General features: G+C 60.5%; 20 protein-coding genes. 14 read left to right on the forward strand and 6 right to left on the reverse strand.

The window, feature by feature from the left end; translation table 11 throughout:
- Positions 1 to 131: 131 nt before the first annotated feature.
- Both B723_RS31445 and B723_RS31450 read right to left on the reverse strand, forming a co-directional pair.
- Positions 132 to 419, reverse strand: coding sequence for a PA4642 family protein (locus B723_RS31445; protein ID WP_017340729.1), 288 nt, complete (start codon positions 417 to 419; stop codon positions 132 to 134).
- A 63-nt stretch (positions 420 to 482) separates the two neighbouring features.
- Positions 483 to 968: a hypothetical protein gene (locus B723_RS31450; RefSeq protein ID WP_017340730.1), complete on the reverse strand. Its 486-nt coding sequence runs from the start codon at positions 966 to 968 to the stop codon at positions 483 to 485.
- 151 nt (positions 969 to 1,119) lie between these two features.
- Between B723_RS31450 and dauA the strand changes: the two genes are divergently transcribed.
- Entirely contained in the window at positions 1,120 to 2,841 is a 1,722-nt protein-coding gene (gene dauA / locus B723_RS31455; RefSeq protein WP_017340731.1) for a C4-dicarboxylic acid transporter DauA, read from the forward strand.
- Positions 2,842 to 2,848: 7 nt separating this feature from the next.
- Here dauA and B723_RS31460 read toward each other — a convergent pair whose 3' ends face one another.
- Both B723_RS31460 and B723_RS31465 read right to left on the reverse strand, forming a co-directional pair.
- Positions 2,849 to 3,322: a WbuC family cupin fold metalloprotein gene (locus B723_RS31460; RefSeq protein ID WP_017340732.1), complete on the reverse strand. Its 474-nt coding sequence runs from the start codon at positions 3,320 to 3,322 to the stop codon at positions 2,849 to 2,851.
- A gap of 3 nt (positions 3,323 to 3,325) precedes the next feature.
- Entirely contained in the window at positions 3,326 to 3,883 is a 558-nt protein-coding gene (locus B723_RS31465; RefSeq protein WP_017340733.1) for a hypoxanthine-guanine phosphoribosyltransferase, read from the reverse strand.
- A 164-nt stretch (positions 3,884 to 4,047) separates the two neighbouring features.
- Between B723_RS31465 and upp the strand changes: the two genes are divergently transcribed.
- Both upp and B723_RS31475 read left to right on the forward strand, forming a co-directional pair.
- Positions 4,048 to 4,686, forward strand: coding sequence for a uracil phosphoribosyltransferase (upp, locus tag B723_RS31470; RefSeq protein ID WP_017340734.1), 639 nt, complete (start codon positions 4,048 to 4,050; stop codon positions 4,684 to 4,686).
- A 2-nt stretch (positions 4,687 to 4,688) separates the two neighbouring features.
- A complete protein-coding gene (locus tag B723_RS31475; RefSeq protein ID WP_017340735.1) occupies positions 4,689 to 5,963 on the forward strand; it encodes a uracil-xanthine permease family protein in 1,275 nt (424 codons plus the stop codon).
- 141 nt (positions 5,964 to 6,104) lie between these two features.
- Here the strand turns inward: B723_RS31475 and hemH are convergent, their stop codons facing one another.
- Both hemH and B723_RS31485 read right to left on the reverse strand, forming a co-directional pair.
- Complete coding sequence (hemH, locus tag B723_RS31480) at positions 6,105 to 7,130, reverse strand: ferrochelatase (protein WP_017340736.1); 1,026 nt, start codon at positions 7,128 to 7,130, stop codon at positions 6,105 to 6,107.
- 13 nt (positions 7,131 to 7,143) lie between these two features.
- Positions 7,144 to 8,046, reverse strand: coding sequence for a TIGR01777 family oxidoreductase (locus B723_RS31485; protein WP_017340737.1), 903 nt, complete (start codon positions 8,044 to 8,046; stop codon positions 7,144 to 7,146).
- A 196-nt stretch (positions 8,047 to 8,242) separates the two neighbouring features.
- Between B723_RS31485 and B723_RS31490 the strand changes: the two genes are divergently transcribed.
- The 11 genes from B723_RS31490 to B723_RS31540 all read left to right on the forward strand — a co-directional run bounded on the left by B723_RS31490 (position 8,243) and on the right by B723_RS31540 (position 18,032).
- Complete coding sequence (locus B723_RS31490) at positions 8,243 to 9,229, forward strand: NAD(P)/FAD-dependent oxidoreductase (RefSeq protein ID WP_017340738.1); 987 nt, start codon at positions 8,243 to 8,245, stop codon at positions 9,227 to 9,229.
- Complete coding sequence (locus B723_RS31495) at positions 9,226 to 9,441, forward strand: TIGR02450 family Trp-rich protein (protein WP_017340739.1); 216 nt, start codon at positions 9,226 to 9,228, stop codon at positions 9,439 to 9,441. The genes B723_RS31490 and B723_RS31495 overlap by 4 nt, the downstream gene beginning before the upstream one ends.
- 216 nt (positions 9,442 to 9,657) lie before the next feature.
- Positions 9,658 to 10,617 carry a YbgA family protein gene (locus B723_RS31500; RefSeq protein WP_017340740.1) on the forward strand — a complete coding sequence of 320 codons (960 nt, stop codon included), beginning with the start codon at positions 9,658 to 9,660 and terminating at the stop codon, positions 10,615 to 10,617.
- On the forward strand, positions 10,617 to 11,558 hold the full coding sequence (locus tag B723_RS31505; RefSeq protein WP_017340741.1) for a MerR family transcriptional regulator: 942 nt from the start codon (positions 10,617 to 10,619) through the stop codon (positions 11,556 to 11,558). The genes B723_RS31500 and B723_RS31505 overlap by 1 nt, the downstream gene beginning before the upstream one ends.
- A gap of 21 nt (positions 11,559 to 11,579) precedes the next feature.
- Positions 11,580 to 13,025, forward strand: coding sequence for a deoxyribodipyrimidine photo-lyase (phrB, locus tag B723_RS31510; protein ID WP_031319118.1), 1,446 nt, complete (start codon positions 11,580 to 11,582; stop codon positions 13,023 to 13,025).
- Positions 13,018 to 13,440: a nuclear transport factor 2 family protein gene (locus B723_RS31515; protein WP_017340743.1), complete on the forward strand. Its 423-nt coding sequence runs from the start codon at positions 13,018 to 13,020 to the stop codon at positions 13,438 to 13,440. Before phrB ends, B723_RS31515 begins: the two co-directional genes overlap by 8 nt.
- Positions 13,437 to 14,219 (forward strand): SDR family NAD(P)-dependent oxidoreductase, encoded by a 783-nt coding sequence (locus B723_RS31520; protein ID WP_017340744.1) that lies wholly within the window; start codon positions 13,437 to 13,439, stop codon positions 14,217 to 14,219. The genes B723_RS31515 and B723_RS31520 overlap by 4 nt, the downstream gene beginning before the upstream one ends.
- Entirely contained in the window at positions 14,216 to 15,463 is a 1,248-nt protein-coding gene (locus B723_RS31525) for an NAD(P)/FAD-dependent oxidoreductase (RefSeq protein WP_017340745.1), read from the forward strand. The genes B723_RS31520 and B723_RS31525 overlap by 4 nt, the downstream gene beginning before the upstream one ends.
- Positions 15,460 to 16,275 (forward strand): DUF1365 domain-containing protein, encoded by an 816-nt coding sequence (locus B723_RS31530; RefSeq protein ID WP_017340746.1) that lies wholly within the window; start codon positions 15,460 to 15,462, stop codon positions 16,273 to 16,275. The genes B723_RS31525 and B723_RS31530 overlap by 4 nt, the downstream gene beginning before the upstream one ends.
- Positions 16,262 to 17,533 (forward strand): SAM-dependent methyltransferase, encoded by a 1,272-nt coding sequence (locus B723_RS31535; protein ID WP_017340747.1) that lies wholly within the window; start codon positions 16,262 to 16,264, stop codon positions 17,531 to 17,533. Before B723_RS31530 ends, B723_RS31535 begins: the two co-directional genes overlap by 14 nt.
- The gene (locus B723_RS31540; RefSeq protein WP_017340748.1) at positions 17,526 to 18,032 is read left to right on the forward strand and encodes a DUF2878 domain-containing protein; all 507 of its coding nucleotides are present in this window, start codon (positions 17,526 to 17,528) and stop codon (positions 18,030 to 18,032) included. The genes B723_RS31535 and B723_RS31540 overlap by 8 nt, the downstream gene beginning before the upstream one ends.
- Positions 18,033 to 18,057 lie beyond the last annotated feature (25 nt).

Raw genomic sequence — 18,057 nt, forward strand, 5'->3', positions numbered from 1 at the left:
GAGGGAGCTTGCTCCCGCCGGGCTGCGAAGCGGCCCCAAAATTCTGCCAACGGCGAAGATTTTGTGAGTGCTGCGCACTAAAGCGGGAGCAAGCTCCCTCGCCACAGGTATTCGGTTCGCTTCGGATACGATCAGCCGCGAGCCTTGTTGATCAGTTCGATGTACTCGGCCGCGTTGCGCTGATCCTTGATCAGGTCAACGAAGGTCTTGCCGTGTTCATCCTGGCCATCAACGTCGTAGCCGGCTTCGACGAAGAACGTCAGAAAACGCTCGAAGTCGTCAATGCGCAGGCCACGGTAGGCCTTGATCAGTTTGTGCAGGGACGGCGAAGTGGCGTCGACCGGTTCGAAATCGAGAAACAACTTGATCTGCTCGTCGCCGATCTCGTCACCAATCACTTGTTTCTTATCTTTACGCATTGCCGACTCCAGCTCGCAGACATTTCACGGGGCGGGCAGTTTACCCCTCACAGGGCGCCGGGCTCAACGCGGACGAACGGCCCCGGTGTGCAGGTCAGCCCAGACATGGCCATTGGCGTAGCTGAGGAACTGGCAATACACCGTGTCATTGCGCAACAGGTCGATCACCACGCGGTACTGCGCCATCGGATAAAACAGCGTCAGGGTCTTGCTTTTGTCGTCGTAGATCGGCTTTTTCAGGCTTTTGCTCTCGCCATCGAAGTTGACCAGTACCTGATTGATGGTCGCGCCCTTGTTCAAGGGTTTGCCCTTGAGGCGGATCAGCAACGGAGACGTCACCGGGATCGGTTGTTGGGTGGACTGGCGCTGACTGCCGACCACCACCGAATATTCGGTGACCTGCAGCAGTTGTTGCTGCTCGGGTTCGGCGTCACGCAGGGTCAGGTCGTCCGGAGGCAGAAACTGCGCATGCATCGGCGCCGGTGCGGCGGCCAGGGGCAGGCTGAGGGTCAGCAACAGGGCGGCGCAGCTGCGGATCAAAAGGCTCATGACGGGCTCCCAGGGCGAAGCGGAGCACTCTAGCATGAGGATCATCTGCGCGAATTAGCGATATGGGTCAATACTTCGCAGTACCAAGCTGGCCATGCTGGAAGAGCTTTCAGCCGTCGATCAATGGTGCACCGTCTACCGTGGAGTGCTCATGTCGTTCTCCGTTCCCCCGTTATTCGCCGCCTGGCGTCAGACCTGGCACGCCGGCTACACCCTCAAACGCTTACGCGGCGACATCAGTGCCGGAGTGACGGTAGGGATTATCGCCATCCCATTGGCCATGGCCCTGGCGATTGCCGTAGGTGTACCGCCCCAGCAAGGGTTGTATACGGTACTGATCGCCGCGCCCCTGATCGCTCTCACCGGCGGTTCGCGTTTCAATGTCAGTGGGCCGACCGCCGCGTTCGTGGTCATCCTGCTGCCCATCACCCAACAATATGGCCTGGGCGGCTTGCTGCTCTGCACCATGCTTGCCGGCGTCATCCTCATTGCCCTGGGACTGATTCGCGCCGGGCGGTTGATTCAGTACATTCCGTATCCTGTCACGCTGGGCTTTACCGCCGGGATCGGCATTGTCATTGCCACCCTGCAATTGAAGGATTTGCTGGGCCTGAACACCCCCAGCCAGGCAGAACACTACATCGAACAGCTGGGTGTACTGATTCTCGCGTTGCCCACCGCTCGGCTGGGGGACGGGATCATCGGTATCGCCTGCCTGGCCGTTCTGATTGTCTGGCCACGGTGGGTACCGAGGATCCCGGGGCATCTGGTGGCGCTGACCGTCGGCGCCCTCCTGGGGTTGGCGCTGGAACACGGCGGGTTGGCGGTGGCGACCTTGGGTGAGCGTTTCAGCTACATGGTCGAGGGCGTCAGCCATCCCGGCATTCCACCGTTCCTGCCGAGCTTCGATTGGCCGTGGAATCTACCCGGTCCCGACGGCCAGCCGCTGCACCTGTCCTACGACTTGATCCGTCAATTAATGGCGCCGGCGTTCGCCATTGCCATGCTCGGTGCCATCGAGTCCTTGTTGTGTGCGGTGGTGGCGGATGGCATGACCGGCAGCAAACACGACCCCAACGCCGAACTGCTGGGCCAGGGCCTGGGCAACCTGATCGCACCGTTGTTCGGCGGCATTACCGCCACGGCTGCGATCGCCCGAAGCGCCACCAATGTGCGCAGCGGAGCCTTTTCGCCATTGGCCGCCATTATTCACAGCGCGGTGGTACTGATGGCGATACTGGTGCTCGCACCGCTTTTCAGCTACCTGCCGATGGCTGCGCTGGCCGCATTGCTGGTCATGGTGGCGTGGAACATGAGCGAAGCCCGGCACGTGCTGCATACACTGCGCATCGCGCCCCGCAGCGATGTGCTGGTCTTGCTGACCTGCCTGAGCCTGACGGTGTTATTCGACATGGTAATGGCCGTCGGTGTCGGCCTGTTGCTGGCCGCCGGGTTGTTTATCAAGCGCATGAGCGATCTGACGGACACCGCCGAACTGCCACGCGCCTACCATCAAGCCTTGCAGGACATGCCGGCGCACGTTCGTTGCTACGCGATACGCGGGCCGTTGTTTTTCGGTGCGGCCGAAAAGGCCTTGGGAGTCCTGCGCAAATTCAGTCCGGAGGTCAAAGTGGTGATCGTCGAGATGAGCGCCGTGCCCATGCTGGACATGACGGCGCTGGCGGCCTTCGACAATATCCTCAGGGATTACCGCACGGACGGCATTGGCCTGATTCTGGTGGCAACCTCCCCGCGGGTGCGCCTGAAGCTCAGACGCGCGGGTATCCATCGGGAGCAGCGTCAGTTGGCCTACGTGAACAACCTGGAACAGGCTCGTCGCAAAAGCGAACGCTGGCTGGCCGGGGAAAACTGAGCGCGCTTCAGGCGAACTGCGCGCGCATCCACGCCTGATATTCAGCCACACCCGGCTCGCCTTCGCGCGGCGCCCAGTGAGCAAGCTCTCCCTCACCGACGGGACGATAAGGGCCGGCCTTGCACTCGAACATCAGGCTGTCGGCTTCCAGCACCACCAGGCCATGGAACACACCGGTTGGCAGGTCAACACCCACGCAATCGCCACCGGCCTGCAGAATCTGCTTGCGCACCACCACACCAGACTCATCGAAAATCAGCAGACCAAGCCGCCCTTTGAGGACCAACAAGGTTTCAGCCTTGTTCTCACACAGATGCCGATGAGGCGGAATGTACGTGGACGGCTGCAGACCCACCGCCATGCGATGGCAAGCGTCTTCCATCCGATGGAAGTTGTGATGCTGGCGCCCACGTGGATTTGCCGCAGCCTTCCCGGCCAATTCATTGAACAAGGATTGATCAAGAAAGCTCGGCGCGCTCATCGCTTACATCCCTTTAACGGCGAAAATTCCGTTGGCGTTACGCCAGTAGCCTTTGTAGTCCATGCCGTAACCGAAGATGTAACGGTCGATGCACGGCAGGCCGACGAAATCGGCTTTCAGGTCCGGGCGAGCCTTGCGGTCGTGGTCCTTGTCGATCAGCACGGCGGTGTGCACTTTGCGCGCGCCAGCGTGTTTGCAGAAGTCGATGATCGCGCCCAGGGTGTGACCTTCGTCGAGGATGTCGTCGATGATCAGCACGTCACGGTCAATGAACGACACTTCCGGCTTGGCTTTCCAGAACAGGTCGCCGCCGCTGGTTTCGTTGCGATAGCGGGTGGCGTGCAGGTAGGACGCTTCCAGCGGGAATTGCAAATGGGTGAGCAGCTTGCCGGCGAAAATCAGGCCGCCGTTCATCACACAGAACACCACCGGATTTGTTTCAGCCAGTTGTTCGTTGATGTGTGCACCGACGCGGGCGATGGCCGCCTCGACTTCAGCTTCGGTGTACAGGCAGTCAGCCTCTCGCATGATTTGACGGATATGCTCGAGATCAGCGGACATGGCGCTCTCCAGGGGGGACGGGATTCGGGAAAAGCGGGCAAAGGTACGCATCCCGCACGGCCAGATCAAGCGTTTGTGGACTAACGTACTCTATGTCTATAGGACAACACCCTCGGATAGATTAATCTAGGCCGGTTTTTTTGCCCGCCGCCGGAGCCTTTCCCATGCCCATCCTCGAGATCCGCCATCCGCTGATCCGTCATAAACTCGGCCTGATGCGCCGCGCAGACATCAGCACCAAGAATTTCCGTGAGCTCGCTCAGGAAGTCGGCGCCCTTTTGACCTATGAAGCCACCAAAGACCTGCCGCTGGAATCCTACGACATCGAAGGCTGGTGCGGCACTGTGTCGGTCGAGAAAATCGCCGGCAAGAAGATTACCGTGGTGCCGATCCTGCGTGCCGGTATCGGCATGCTCGAAGGTGTGCTCAGCCTGATTCCGGGGGCCAAGGTCAGCGCCGTGGGCGTGGCCCGCAACGAAGAGACGTTGCAGGCCCACACCTATCTGGAAAAACTGGTTCCCGAAATCAACGAACGCCTGGCCATGATCATCGACCCGATGCTCGCCACCGGCAGTTCCATGGTCGCCACCATCGACCTGCTGAAAAAGGCCGGTTGCCGCGACATCCGCGCCATGGTGCTGGTCGCCGCGCCGGAAGGCATTGCCGCCGTGGAGAAAGCTCACCCGGACGTGACCATCTACACCGCTTCCATTGACGAGAAACTGAACGAACACGGTTACATCATCCCAGGCCTGGGCGATGCCGGTGACAAGATCTTCGGCACCAAGCAGAAGGACGCGTGACCATGCAGCAAGAGTTCAACGATCCGCTCTGGCGCACGGTGCTGTCCGGCGCCCAGATGCTGTTCGTGGCGTTCGGCGCCCTGGTGTTGATGCCGCTGATTACCGGCCTCGATCCGAACGTAGCGCTGTTCACGGCGGGCCTGGGGACGATTCTGTTCCAGATCGTCACCGGGCGTCAGGTGCCAGTGTTCCTGGCTTCGAGCTTCGCCTTCATCACCCCGATCATTCTCGCCAAGGGCCAATTCGGCCTCGCGGCGACCATGGGCGGTGTAATGGCGGCCGGTTTCGTCTACACCTTCCTCGGCCTCGCCGTGAAGATCAAAGGCACCGGCTTCATCGACCGCTTGCTGCCACCGGTGGTGATTGGCCCGGTGATCATCTCCATCGGCCTGGCCATGGCGCCGATCGCCGCCAACATGGCGATGGGCAAGGCTGGCGACGGTAGCGAGCTGATCCACTACCAGACGGCCATGCTGATCTCGATGCCTGCGCTGCTGACGACGCTGATCGTCGCGGTGTTCGGCAAAGGCATTTTCCGCCTGGTGCCGATCATCTCCGGCGTGCTGGTCGGTTTTGCGATGGCGTTCTATTTCGGCGTGGTCGATACCGCGAAGATTGCCGCGGCACCGTGGTTCGCGATCCCCAACTTCACCGCGCCGGAATTCAACTGGCAGGCGATTCTGTTCATCGTTCCGGTGGCATTGGCCCCGGCCATCGAGCACATCGGCGGCGTGATCGCCGTGGGCAGCGTGACCGGTCGCGACTACCTGAAGAAGCCCGGCCTGCACCGCACCCTGCTCGGCGACGGCATTGCCACCACCGCCGCCGGTTTGTTCGGCGGTCCGCCCAACACCACCTACGCCGAAGTGACGGGCGCGGTGATGCTGACCAAGAACTACAACCCGAAAATCATGACCTGGGCGGCAATCTTTGCCATCAGCCTGGCGTTCATCGGCAAGTTCGGCGCACTGCTGCAAAGCATTCCGGTGCCGGTGATGGGCGGGATTCTGTGCCTGTTGTTCGGTTCGATTGCGGCGGTGGGGATGAACACGCTGATTCGCCACAAGATCGACCTGGGCGAAGCGCGCAACCTGGTGATCGTTTCGGTCACGCTGGTATTCGGGATTGGCGGCGTGCTGGTCGGCACCGGCACCGGTCCGGACGACTTCGGCCTCAAAGGCATCGCGCTGTGCGCGGTGGTGGCGATTGCGCTGAACCTGTTACTGCCGGGCAATGACAGCTGGAAGCACAAGAAGGCGGATGAGCCGCTGATCTAAGGCTGACACAACACCCTGTGGCGAGGGAGCTTGCTCCCGCTTGAGTGCGCGCAGCACTCACAAAATCTTCATGGATTGCGAGAATTTTGGGGCCGCTTCGCGACCCAGCGGGAGCAAGCTCCCTCGCCACAGTTTGTATTTCTACAGCGCCAACGGCGCTCTTTCGCACAAAGTTCTCAGCGCCTTGGCCCACTGCGGATCATCGTTGAGACACGGCACCAGCACCAACTCATCTCCCCCCGCTTCGCGGAACAGTTCATTCCCGCGATCACCGATTTCCTCAAGCGTCTCGATGCAATCGGCAACGAACGCCGGGCACATCACCAGCAACTTCTTCACGCCCATTCCCGCCAGCTCATCGAGGCGTGCTTCGGTATAGGGTTCGATCCATTTCGCCCGACCCAATCGCGACTGGAACGACACCGACCACTTGCCGTCCGGCAAGCCCAGCCGCTCGGCAAACTCGGAAGCAGTGCGTAGGCATTGGGCGCGGTAGCAGGTCGCCAAAACTTCTGGCGAAGCGTTCAGGCAGCAGTTATCGCTTTGGAAGCAATGGTGACCGGTAGGGTCTATTTTCTTCAGATGCCGCTCCGGCAAACCGTGGAAGCTCAGCAGCAGGTGATCGTAATCCTGCAGTAAATACGGCTTGGCGCTGGCCACCAACGCATCGAGGTATTCCGGCTGATCGTAGAACGGCTGGAGAATCGAAAACTGCACGTCGAGTTGCTTCTCCCGCACGACCCGCCGGGCTTCCTCGATCACCGTAGTGACGGTGCTGTCGGCGAACTGTGGATAAAGCGGCGCGAGGGTAATTTTCTTGTGCCCCTGGGCAGCGAGCTGAACCAGTTTCGTTTCAATCGACGGCTCGCCGTAACGCATGGCCAGTTCTACCGGACCGTGAGTCCACTCAGCGGTCATGGCCTGCTGCAATCGACGGCTGAGCACCACCAGCGGCGAGCCCTCCTCCCACCAGATCGAGGCATAGGCGTGGGCCGACTGCTCCGGGCGCTTGATCAGAATCAGCGACACCAGCAAACGTCGCACCGGCCATGGCAGGTCGATCACGTACGGGTCCATCAGAAATTGATTGAGGTAGCTGCGCACATCCGCCACAGAGGTGGAGGCAGGTGAACCCAGGTTGACCAGAAGCAACGCGTGATCGGTCATGCAACGTCCTATTTCAGAGGCGGCTGGACAAGTCGTCCAGGGCCGCGCGCAAATCAGTGAACTGGAATGTAAAACCCGCTTTCAACAAACGCGCCGGCACGGCTTTCTGGCCGCCCAGCAACAGCAATGACAATTCGCCCAAACACACCTTCAACGCCAGGGCCGGCATGGGCATGAATGCCGGGCGATGCAACACGGCGCCCAGCGTGCTGGCAAACTCACGATTGCGCACCGGTTTGGGCGCGCAGGCATTATAAGGACCGCTGGCGTCTTTCTGATGCAGAAGAAAATCAATCACGGCGATTTGATCCTTGATATGGATCCACGGCATCCACTGCCGACCATCGCCAAGAGGCCCGCCCAGTCCCAGTTTGAACGGCAACAACAGCCGCGACAAAAAGCCACCCTCGGCAGACAACACCAACCCCGTGCGAATCAGGATCACTCGGATGCCCAAGGCCTCGGCGCGCTGCGCGGTTTCCTCCCAGGCAATGCACAACTGGCTGGCGAAATCGTCGATGACGGGTGGAGATTCCTCAGTCAATTCCCGCTCGCCACCGTCGCCGTACCAGCCCACGGCGGAGCCTGAGATCAACACCTGCGGTTTCTGTTCGCGGGTGTCGAGCCAGGCCAGCAGGGTTTCGGTCAGGGTGATGCGACTGCTCCAGAGCAAGGCCTTGCGCTTGGTCGTCCAGGGCCGGTCGGCAATCGGAGCACCCGCCAGGTTGATAATCGCGTCCACGGGCTCTTGTCCGAGGTCTTCCAACCGCGCGACACCACGAACTTCTGCACCGCAGATTTTCGCGACTTTTTCAGGTGCCCGACTCCATACCGTCAGACGATGTCCCTGGCTCAGCCAGTGTCGGCAGAGTTGACTCCCTATCAAACCAGTACCGCCGGTCAGCAATATGTGCATGACTTCTTCCTCGCGTGGCGTTTTACCCTGATCACTAGTCTATTTTTATAAGCAGGGATCTTTGATATCGGGCAGGCTCTGTTGATAACAATAGGCCAAGCTGTCAGAACGAGAACGCTAAAAGTTATACCAAAAAACAATATTGTACAGGTTTCATCCACGGCGTAGTCTGTACAGAAAGGCAAACGAGGCCCCTATGACTGTACCTATCGCAATCATCGGCACCGGCATCGCCGGACTCTCAGCCGCCCAGGCGCTTACGGAGGCCGGGCATGTCGTTCAACTTTTCGATAAAAGCCGCGGCAGTGGCGGACGCATGTCGAGCAAACGCAGCGACGCGGGTGCCCTGGACATGGGCGCGCAATATTTCACTGCCCGCGATCGCCGCTTTGTCACGGAAGTCCAGCGCTGGCAAGCCAACGGCTGGGTCGCCGAGTGGACGCCACAGCTCTATACCTTCCACGGTGGCCAGCTCAATCTGTCGCCGGACGAACAGACGCGCTGGGTCGGCACGCCGCGCATGAGTGCCATCACCCGCGGCTTGCTCGGCGATTCGGAAGTACATTTCGCCTGTCGCATCACCGAGGTCTATCGGGGTGAGGAGCATTGGCATCTGCAGGACGCCGAGGGATTCACCCATGGCCCGTTCAGTCATGTCATCGTCGCCACGCCTGCGCCCCAGGCGACCGCATTGCTGGCCTCCGCGCCGAAGCTCGCCGGTGCCGCCGCCGGGGTAAAAATGGACCCCACCTGGGCGGTCGCGCTGGCCTTCGATACACCGCTGGACACCCCCATGGAAGGCTGCTTCGTGCAGGACAGCCCGCTCGACTGGCTGGCCCGCAACCGCAGCAAACCGGGGCGTGACAACACAATGGACACCTGGGTGCTGCACGCCACGAGTGCCTGGAGCCGGCAACATATCGACCTGCCCAAAGAGGCTGTGATCGAGCAATTGCATGGCGCGTTCGCCGAACTGCTCCACAGCGCGATGCCAGCGCCTACGTTCAGCCTCGCCCACCGCTGGCTCTACGCCCGCCCCGCCACCAGCCATGAATGGGGCACCCTGGCCGATGCCGATCTGGGGCTTTACGCGTGTGGCGACTGGTGCCTGTCCGGTCGTGTCGAGGGGGCATGGCTCAGTGGTCAGGAAGCCGCTCGCCGCCTGCACGAGCACCTGCAATGAACCGAATCAACCCGAGCAAGCTGCTGCTGTCGAAATGGACAGCAGCCCAGCCGCAAAACCGCGAAAAACATTTTCTGGTCACCGAGCTGTTCCGCGACGAGGAAGGCACGGTGCTGGACGTCGAATTGCAGGCGGTGCTGACCAAGCGCAGTGAGCGGCTCGACTGGCAAACGCTGAAAAACAGCGACACCTGGATCCTCGGCTGGAAATAGATCGCCTGTAGAAGCGAACTCGCAATGTCCGTCAATGCCTTCGCTTTAAACCTGACACGCTTCAGCAATCTCAGGTTCATGGTCATCAGCCTCGCTCCCACAGGGCTCCCGGAAAAACCTATACAAATAATTTGACTTGTACACCTTTGAATCTATGATGAAGGCATGTTGTACAGAAATTTAATTTTGTACAAGTCTTGGATTCGAGGTGCACCCATGCCCCACGCCAGCGCGAAACCGAAAATTGCTATCAGCGCCTGCCTGATGGGCGCCGAGGTGCGTTTCAACGGTGGGCACAAGGAATCGCGGCTGTGCAGCCGCACCCTCACTGAATATTTCGAATTCGTCCCGGTCTGTCCGGAGGTCGCGATCGGTCTCGGCATCCCTCGGCAACCCATACGACTGGTCGGCGACGCTGAACAACCTGAAGCCCTTGGCACTGTTGACCCTGAACTGAATGTCACCCGAGCGCTGGCCGATTACGGCGAGAAAATGGCCATTGAGCTGGACAATATCTGCGGCTACATCTTCATGCAGAAATCACCGTCATGCGGCCTGGATCGGGTCAAGGTCTACCACGCCAACGGCGCGCCCGTAGACGGCGGCGGCCGAGGCATCTATGCCCAGGCGTTCTGCGCGTTGCATCCGGACCTGCCGGTGGAAGAAGACGGTCGTCTCAATGACCCGGTGCTGCGGGAAAACTTCCTTACCCGAGTATTCGCCTACAGCGCCTGGCAAGAGCTGCTGCAAGCGGGCCTGACTCGCCGCGGACTGACGGAATTTCACTCGCGGTATAAATACCTGCTGATGGCCCACAATCCGGTGCAGTACAAAACCCTGGGCAATCTGCTGGGCAACATGGGCCAGATCGATCCGAAAGAACTCGGCCCACGCTATTTCAGCGAACTGATGGCGGCCTTGAAGAAGTGCGCCACGCGCCGCACCCACACCAATGTTCTGCAACACATCAGTGGTTACCTCAAACAGGTCATCAGCGCTGACGACAAACAGGAAGTGCAACACGTCATCGGCCAGTACCGCCACGGCATCGTGCCGCTGGTGGTGCCGCTGACGCTGCTCAAACATCACTTTCGCCGACATCCGGATCCGTACATTGCACAACAGGTTTACCTGCAACCGCACCCGGAAAACCTAAGCCTGCGAAACGCGATCTGATGAAAACTCCACTCGACACCAGTGCCCGCGAAGACCTCGGCGCCGACTTTAAAAAAGCCCTCGATGAAGGCTGGCTGCCGATTCGTGAAGTGGCCCGGCAGACCGGCGTCAACGCCATCACTTTGCGCGCCTGGGAACGACGTTACGGGCTGATCGTGCCGCAACGTACGCCCAAAGGGCATCGACTGTTCAGCGCCGAACACGTGCAACGCATCCTGACGATCCTCACCTGGCTCAATCGTGGCGTGGCCGTCAGCCAGGTCAAGCAACTGCTCGACTCCCCGCAAGCTTTTAGCGAGTCGGTCGAAAATGATTGGCAGGTGCTGTGCAACACGCTGCTGCAAGCGGTCACTTCGCTCAACGAACGCACCCTCGATGACACCGTCAACCAGGCGATCGCTTTGTACCCACCGCGGACCCTGTGCGAACAGTTGCTGATGCCGTTGCTAGCCGAGCTTGAACAACGCTGGCAGGGCCAGTTTGGCGCGCAGATGGAGCGTGTGTTTTTTTACTCCTGGTTACGCAGCAAATTCGGCGCGCGCATCTACCATAACAACCGTCAGTTGCGCAGCGCACCGCTGCTGTTGATCAATCACTCCGACCTGCCGCTGGAACCACATCTGTGGCTCACCGCGTGGCTGATCAGCAGTGCCGATTGCCCGGTGGAAGTGTTCGACTGGCCGCTGCCGGCGGGCGAGCTCGCACTGGCGGTCGATCACCTGCAAGCTCGCGGCGTACTGCTGTATTCCAGCAAAGCCATGAACCTTGCGCAGTTGCCGAAACTTTTCAACGGCGTCGGCGGCCCAAAAATGATTGCCGGACCAACGGTGTGCATCCACCACGCCGAGTTGTCCGTAAAAACGACAGAGATTGCAGAATTGTTCCTGGCCGAAGATCCGTTATCGGCGCATCAGGACCTGCTTCAGCGCGGGCTTATTTAAATGAATCGTACGGATACCACCCTGCAATTGATCTGGCTGCGCAGCGACTTGCGCCTGCATGACAACACCGCCCTGTCGGCCGCCGCATCCCGGGGCCCGAGCGTGGCGGTGTACTTGTTGAGCCCGGAACAATGGCGCGAGCATGACGATGCACCGTGCAAAGTGGATTTCTGGCTTCGCAACCTTCGCGAATTGAGCCGCGCACTCGGCGAGTTGAACATCCCGCTGCTCATCCGCATGGCCTCTCGCTGGGATGAAGCGCCGAAGGTTCTGCTCGATCTGTGCCAGCAGTTGAAGATCGACGCGGTGCACGTCAACGAGGAGTACGGCATTCACGAAAGCCGCCGCGATGCGGCGGTAGCCGACGCACTGAAAACCAAGGGTATCGACTTTTATAGCTACCTCGATCAGTTGCTGTTCAAGCCCGGCACCGTGCTGACCAAGACCGGCACGTACTTCCAGGTCTTCAGTCAGTTCCGCAAGGTTTGCTACGACCGTCTGCGCAGCTCGTTGCCGAGCCTGGTGAGCGCGCCAATGGCTCAATCGCGCCTGACCGTCGACAGTGATGAAATCCCTTCAAGCGTTGCAGGCTTCGCCACGCCCAGCGAAACCTTGCGCGCGCTGTGGCCCGCCGGTGAAGCCGAAGCCCGCCGCCGCCTCGACACCTTCGCCGATGCGCAGATCGACTACTACAAAAGTGAACGCGACTTCCCGGCCAAACCCGGCACCAGTCAGCTCTCGGCCTACCTCGCGGCCGGCGTCATTTCCCCGCGCCAGTGCTTGCATGCAGCCCTGCAAAGCAATCAGGGCGAGTTCGAAAGCGGCAAAGTCGGCGCCGTCACCTGGATCAACGAATTGCTGTGGCGCGAGTTCTACAAACACATTCTGGAGGGCTACCCACGCGTCTCCCGCCACCGCGCCTTCCGCCCGGAAACCGAAGCCCTGGCCTGGCGCGACGCCCCCGATGAACTGGCGGCCTGGCAAGAAGCGCGTACCGGCCTGCCGATCATCGACGCCGCAATGCGCCAACTGCTCGAAACCGGCTGGATGCACAACCGTTTGCGCATGGTCGTGGCGATGTTCCTCACCAAGAATCTGCTGATCGACTGGCGTGAAGGCGAACGTTTTTTCATGCGGCACCTGATCGATGGCGACCTCGCGGCGAACAACGGCGGCTGGCAGTGGAGTTCGTCCACCGGCACCGACTCCGCGCCCTACTTCCGGATTTTCAACCCGCTCAGCCAATCGGAAAAATTCGACAGCGAAGGCCTGTTCATCAAGCACTGGCTGCCGGAGCTGGCCGGGCTGAACAAGAAAGACGTGCACAACCCGGAAAACCTCGGCGGCCTGTTCGGGGTGGCAGGTTATCCGTCGCCAATCGTCAATCTGAGTACGAGCCGCGCTCGCGCGCTGACCGCGTTCAAAAACCTGCCATCGCGACAAAATGCCGGAGGTGGCTATGAGTGATTTTCTGCGGCGCTTCGCCCGGCAGTTTGGTGAACTCAACAAAGACAACCTGCAACGCCTGAATGAGTTGTATACCGCTGATGTGCATTTCACCGATCCGCTGCACGAAGTACAGGGCATCGGGCATTTGCGCAGCTATTTCAGTGAGCTCTACGCCAACGTCAGCGAGCTGCGTTTCGATTTTTACGGCTTCGACCAGACCGGCGAAGGCGAAGGTTATCTGCGCTGGGTCATGAGCTACCGCCATCCACGCCTGGCCGGCGGGGGCTTGATTCGGGTGGATGGCTGCTCGCACCTGCTCTGGAGTGACAAGGTCTATCGCCACCGGGATTACTTCGATGCCGGGGCTCTGCTTTACGAACATGTACCCGTATTGGGCCGGGCAATCGCCTGGTTGAAAAGGAGAATGGGATGAGCCTTACACCTCCACGACGATATTGGCTGACCGGGGCCAGCAGCGGCATTGGCGCCGCGCTGGCCGAGGAAATCCTGAAAACCGGCGCCCACCTGGCGGTCAGCTCACGCTCGCTGGCGCCGCTGAAAGTCTTGTCGCAACGCTATCCCGGGCAAGTGTTGGTGGTGGCGGGAGACCTGACCAACAGCCAGACCGTGCGCGAAATCGGCGAGCAAATTACGCATGACTGGGGCTCGCTGGATACGGTGATTCTCAATGCCGGCACCTGCGAATACGTCGACGTTCAGCAGTTCGACTCGTCGATCATCGAGCACGTGGTGCGCACCAATCTGCTGGCCAGCAGTTACTGCATCGAAGCGGCGCTGCCGCTGTTGCGCAAAGGCACCGCGCCGCACCTGGTGGGCGTCGCCAGTTCGGTGACCTACCTGCCGCTGCCACGGGCGGAGGCGTATGGCGCGTCGAAGGCCGGGCTGCGTTATCTGTTCGAATCGTTGCGCATTGACCTCGCGCCCGAAGGCATCGAAGTCACCGTGGTCAGCCCGGGGTTCGTCGACACACCGCTGACGGCGAAGAACGATTTCCCGATGCCGCTCAGTTGGCCGGTGGGCAAAGCGGCGCGGCACATCTTCGCCAAACTGAAAAACCGGCCACTGGAGATCGCGTTCCCGGCGCTGTTCATGGCGGCGCTCTGGCCGCTGTCGAAAATGCCCAACCGGGTGAAGCTCGCCATCGGCAAACGCATGGTGCGCAGCAGTCCGCCGATCAAGGACGTGCCGTGAACATCGCTATCATAGGCAGCGGCATCTCGGGGCTCACCTGCGCTTACCTGCTGAATCGAAGCCACGCGATCACCCTGTTCGAGGCCGGCGACCGGGTCGGCGGTCATACCCACACCGTGGACGTGAAGGTCGATGGCAAGGAGTATGCCGTGGACACCGGTTTCATTGTGTTCAACGACCGGACCTACCCGAATTTCATTCGCCTGCTGGGCCAGATCGGCGTCGGTTTCAAAGCGACAGAGATGAGTTTCTCGGTCACCGACCCGGACAGCGGCCTCGAGTACAACGGCAACAACCTCAACAGCCTGTTCGCCCAGCGCCGCAATCTGCTGTCGCCGAGGTTCTGGGGCATGCTGCGGGATATCCTGCGCTTCAACAAGCGCGCTCAGTCCGACCTGTCCGAGGGCCGGATCGCGGCCGACACCACGCTCGATGAATACCTCAAGGCCGGCGGTTACGGCGAACGGTTCATCCTGCATTACATCGTGCCGATGGGCGCGGCGATCTGGTCGATGCCGATGGCCCAGATGCTGAATTTCCCGGTGGAATTCTTTGTGCGGTTCTTCAAGAATCACGGTTTGCTGTCGGTCAACAATCGCCCGCAATGGCGGGTGATCGAGGGCGGTTCGAGTGCGTACATCGCACCGTTGACCGCGACCTTCAAGCAGAAGATCCGCCTCAACTGTCCCGTGATACGGGTCGAGCGCGATGCCGATGGTGTCGTGATCCACAGCAGCGCCGGCAGCGAACGCTTCGACAAAGTCGTGTTTGCCTGCCACAGCGATCAGGCGCTGAAACTGCTGGCCAAGCCGAGCGAAGCCGAACGGTCGATCCTCGGCGCCCTGCCCTATGCCGACAACGAAGTGGTGCTGCACACCGACACGCGCCTGCTGCCGTCGCGCAAACGCGCCTGGGCCAGTTGGAATTACCGCCTCGGCGGTGCCGGACATACGCTGGCCGCGGTCACCTACGACATGAACATTCTGCAAGGCATCCAGAGCGACACCACCTTCTGCGTCAGCCTCAACCAGAGCGCCGGCATCAGTCCGTCCATGGTGCTCGGCCGATTCACCTACGCCCATCCGCAGTACAGCCTGGCGGCAGTGGCCGCACAGGCACGCTGGGAAGAATTGAATGGCGCGCAACACAGTTTTTATTGCGGCGCCTACTGGGCCAACGGTTTCCATGAAGACGGCGTGGTCAGCGCGTTGCGCGTGGCCCGCTCGTTCGGGGAAGTGCTGTGAACAGCGCCCTCTACAGCGGCTGGATCGCCCATCGGCGGTTTGCCCCAAGGCGCCATGAATTCCGTTACCGGATCGGCCTGCTGTACCTCGATCTCGATGAACAGGACGTCGTGCTCGGGTTGTCACCGCTGGCGGGCAACCGCCGTTTCTCGCCGTTTTCGTTTCGCGAAAGCGACTACCTCAAAACCTGCACCGGCAACGGCATGCGCCTGATCGATGCCGTGCGCGAACAGGTCCGCCTGGCCATTGGTCATGCGCCACAAGGGTCGGTGTGCCTGTTGACCCAGCCTCGCAGTTGGGGCCTGGCGTTCAACCCGGTGAGTTTTTTTTATTGTTACGAAGCAGACGGCCAACTGGCGGCGATTCTTGCCGAAGTCACCAATACCCCGTGGCGCGAGCGTTATCACTATGTGCTGCCAGCCAGGACGCCGGAGGACCTGCGTGACTTCCATCAGCATTTCGCCGTGGCCAAGTCGTTTCATGTGTCGCCGTTTCTGCCACGCGATCTCGAACACCGCATGAGCTTCAGCCCCGTCGCGAAAAAGCTCGGCGTGCACATGGCCGACTGGCAGGGCGAGCTGAAGCTGTTCGACGCCACGCTCAACCTGAAACGCGAAGACTTGAGTCGCGCCAGCCTGCACCGTTACTTGCGGCGCTTTCCGTGGATGACCGCGAAAACCTGCCTGGCGATTTATTGGCAAGCCCTGCGCCTGCTGCTCAAACGCACGCCGATATTTGCTCATCAAGCTGCCAATGGCAGCTTTCAAACCGCCACCGTTCCGCCCAAGGATCGCCGCCATGAAATCCTCTAGTGTCTCGGCCAAGGCCACACCGCGACGCATCAACGGTCTGACCGAGATGTTGCTGCGTCGCGGTGTGCTGCGGCAACTGGCCCACCTCAAACATGGACAACTGGTGGTCGTCGAGGACGGCGAGCGTCTGGTCTTCGGCACCGCTGGCAGCCATTTGCTGGGGGAGATTCACATCCTCGATGCCGCAGCGTGGGGACTGGTGGCAAGCAACGGTTCGATCGGCGCGGGCGAGGCGTTTATCCACGGTTACTGGAGTTCGCCGGACCTCACGGCAGTGGTTCGCGTGTTCGTCAGCAACCTGGAAGTGCTGGATGCGCTGGAAGGCGGTCTGGCAAAACTCAGCCGGCCGTTCGTTCAAGGGTTGCACTGGCTCAACCGCAACACGCGCAAGGGCTCGCAGAAAAACATCGCCGCGCACTACGACCTCGGCAACGACCTGTTCGAACAGTTTCTCGACCCGACCATGATGTATTCGGCGGCACAATTCCTGAGTCCCGAGGACAGTCTGGAACAGGCTCAGTTGAACAAACTGCAACGGATCTGCCAGAAACTCGACCTCAAACCAAGCGATCACCTGCTGGAAATCGGCACCGGCTGGGGCAGCATGGCGCTGTACGCGGCACAGCATTACGGCTGCAAAGTCACCACCACCACGCTGTCCAGGGAGCAGTACGCCTTTACCGCGCAACGGATCGACGCCCTCGGGTTGCAAGATCAGGTCACGTTGTTGCTCAAGGATTACCGCGACCTCACCGGGCAGTACGACAAACTGGTGTCGATCGAGATGATCGAAGCCGTGGGCCATCGCTTTCTGCCGACCTATTTCAAGCAGTGCGCGCACTTGCTCAAAAGCAATGGCTTGATGCTGTTGCAGGCGATCACCATCCGCGAGCAGCGCTACGAGCAGGCCAAGGGCAGCGTCGATTTCATTCAGCGCTACATCTTCCCTGGCGGCGCCCTGCCCTGTGTGCAGAAAATGCTCGAGATCGTCAGCCGCGATACCGACATGAACTTGCTGCACATGGAGGATTTCGGCCTGCACTACGCACGAACCTTGCGCCTGTGGCATGAAAACTTTCGCCGCGCCCAAGGTCGCTTGAGCGAATTGGGCTATGACGATTATTTCCTGCGGCTGTGGGAGTTTTACCTGTGCTACTGCGAAGGGGGTTTCCTGGAGCGCACCATCGGCACTGCGCAGTTACTGCTGGCCAAACCTTCGGCGATCACCGAGCCGCTGCTTGGCCGCTTCGATGCTTGAACGCTTGGCCAACGCGGCGCTGTTCCAGCTCGGCTGGTTTGTCTGCGTGATCGGCGGCAACAGTTTGTGGTTGTTGGTGGCGCTGGGCGCTTTGGTGATTCATCTGCTGTGGATAAGTCGTTGGGTGGACGAAGGCCGGCTGATTCTCAGCGTGGTGTTGCTGGGCACGACCGTCGACAGTTCATTGCACTGGCTGGGGGTGTTCGAGTTCAACGAGATCGTGCCGCTGATTCCTCTATGGCTGATGCTGTTATGGGCGTTGCTGGCAACGACGTTGCGCCATTGCCTGCAATGGACCGCAACGCCCTGGTGGCTGGGCAGCCTGCTGGGCGCCGTGGGTGGACCGTTGTCGTATTACGCGGGAGGACAACTGGCCGGGGTGCAATTCCCTTATGGCCAAGTACCGACGCTGATCGGCATCGGACTACTCTGGGCACTGCTGTTTCCCACGTTGCATTTCATGGCCCAGCGGTTGGCGGCGTCCGACACCCATGGTTGAGCGTCCGTCAGGCCTTTCACACAGC

The sequence above is a fragment of the Pseudomonas fluorescens NCIMB 11764 genome, from assembly GCF_000293885.2.
GTDB lineage: Bacteria > Pseudomonadota > Gammaproteobacteria > Pseudomonadales > Pseudomonadaceae > Aquipseudomonas > Aquipseudomonas fluorescens_B.

What these genes read in the sequence shown, in the direction of transcription:
- B723_RS31490 (WP_017340738.1), top strand. Translation starts at nt 8,243, where the DNA reads ATGACTGTACCTATCGCAATCATCGGCACCGGCATCGCCGGACTCTCA.
- B723_RS31485 (WP_017340737.1), bottom strand. Translation starts at nt 8,046, where the DNA reads ATGCACATATTGCTGACCGGCGGTACTGGTTTGATAGGGAGTCAACTC.
- B723_RS31495 (WP_017340739.1), top strand. Translation starts at nt 9,226, where the DNA reads ATGAACCGAATCAACCCGAGCAAGCTGCTGCTGTCGAAATGGACAGCA.
- B723_RS31450 (WP_017340730.1), bottom strand. Translation starts at nt 968, where the DNA reads ATGAGCCTTTTGATCCGCAGCTGCGCCGCCCTGTTGCTGACCCTCAGC.
- B723_RS31475 (WP_017340735.1), top strand. Translation starts at nt 4,689, where the DNA reads ATGCAGCAAGAGTTCAACGATCCGCTCTGGCGCACGGTGCTGTCCGGC.
- B723_RS31540 (WP_017340748.1), top strand. Translation starts at nt 17,526, where the DNA reads ATGCTTGAACGCTTGGCCAACGCGGCGCTGTTCCAGCTCGGCTGGTTT.
- B723_RS31445 (WP_017340729.1), bottom strand. Translation starts at nt 419, where the DNA reads ATGCGTAAAGATAAGAAACAAGTGATTGGTGACGAGATCGGCGACGAG.
- hemH (WP_017340736.1), bottom strand. Translation starts at nt 7,130, where the DNA reads ATGACCGATCACGCGTTGCTTCTGGTCAACCTGGGTTCACCTGCCTCC.
- B723_RS31505 (WP_017340741.1), top strand. Translation starts at nt 10,617, where the DNA reads ATGAAAACTCCACTCGACACCAGTGCCCGCGAAGACCTCGGCGCCGAC.
- upp (WP_017340734.1), top strand. Translation starts at nt 4,048, where the DNA reads ATGCCCATCCTCGAGATCCGCCATCCGCTGATCCGTCATAAACTCGGC.
- B723_RS31535 (WP_017340747.1), top strand. Translation starts at nt 16,262, where the DNA reads ATGAAATCCTCTAGTGTCTCGGCCAAGGCCACACCGCGACGCATCAAC.
- B723_RS31465 (WP_017340733.1), bottom strand. Translation starts at nt 3,883, where the DNA reads ATGTCCGCTGATCTCGAGCATATCCGTCAAATCATGCGAGAGGCTGAC.
- B723_RS31500 (WP_017340740.1), top strand. Translation starts at nt 9,658, where the DNA reads ATGCCCCACGCCAGCGCGAAACCGAAAATTGCTATCAGCGCCTGCCTG.
- B723_RS31460 (WP_017340732.1), bottom strand. Translation starts at nt 3,322, where the DNA reads ATGAGCGCGCCGAGCTTTCTTGATCAATCCTTGTTCAATGAATTGGCC.
- dauA (WP_017340731.1), top strand. Translation starts at nt 1,120, where the DNA reads ATGTCGTTCTCCGTTCCCCCGTTATTCGCCGCCTGGCGTCAGACCTGG.
- B723_RS31520 (WP_017340744.1), top strand. Translation starts at nt 13,437, where the DNA reads ATGAGCCTTACACCTCCACGACGATATTGGCTGACCGGGGCCAGCAGC.
- B723_RS31515 (WP_017340743.1), top strand. Translation starts at nt 13,018, where the DNA reads ATGAGTGATTTTCTGCGGCGCTTCGCCCGGCAGTTTGGTGAACTCAAC.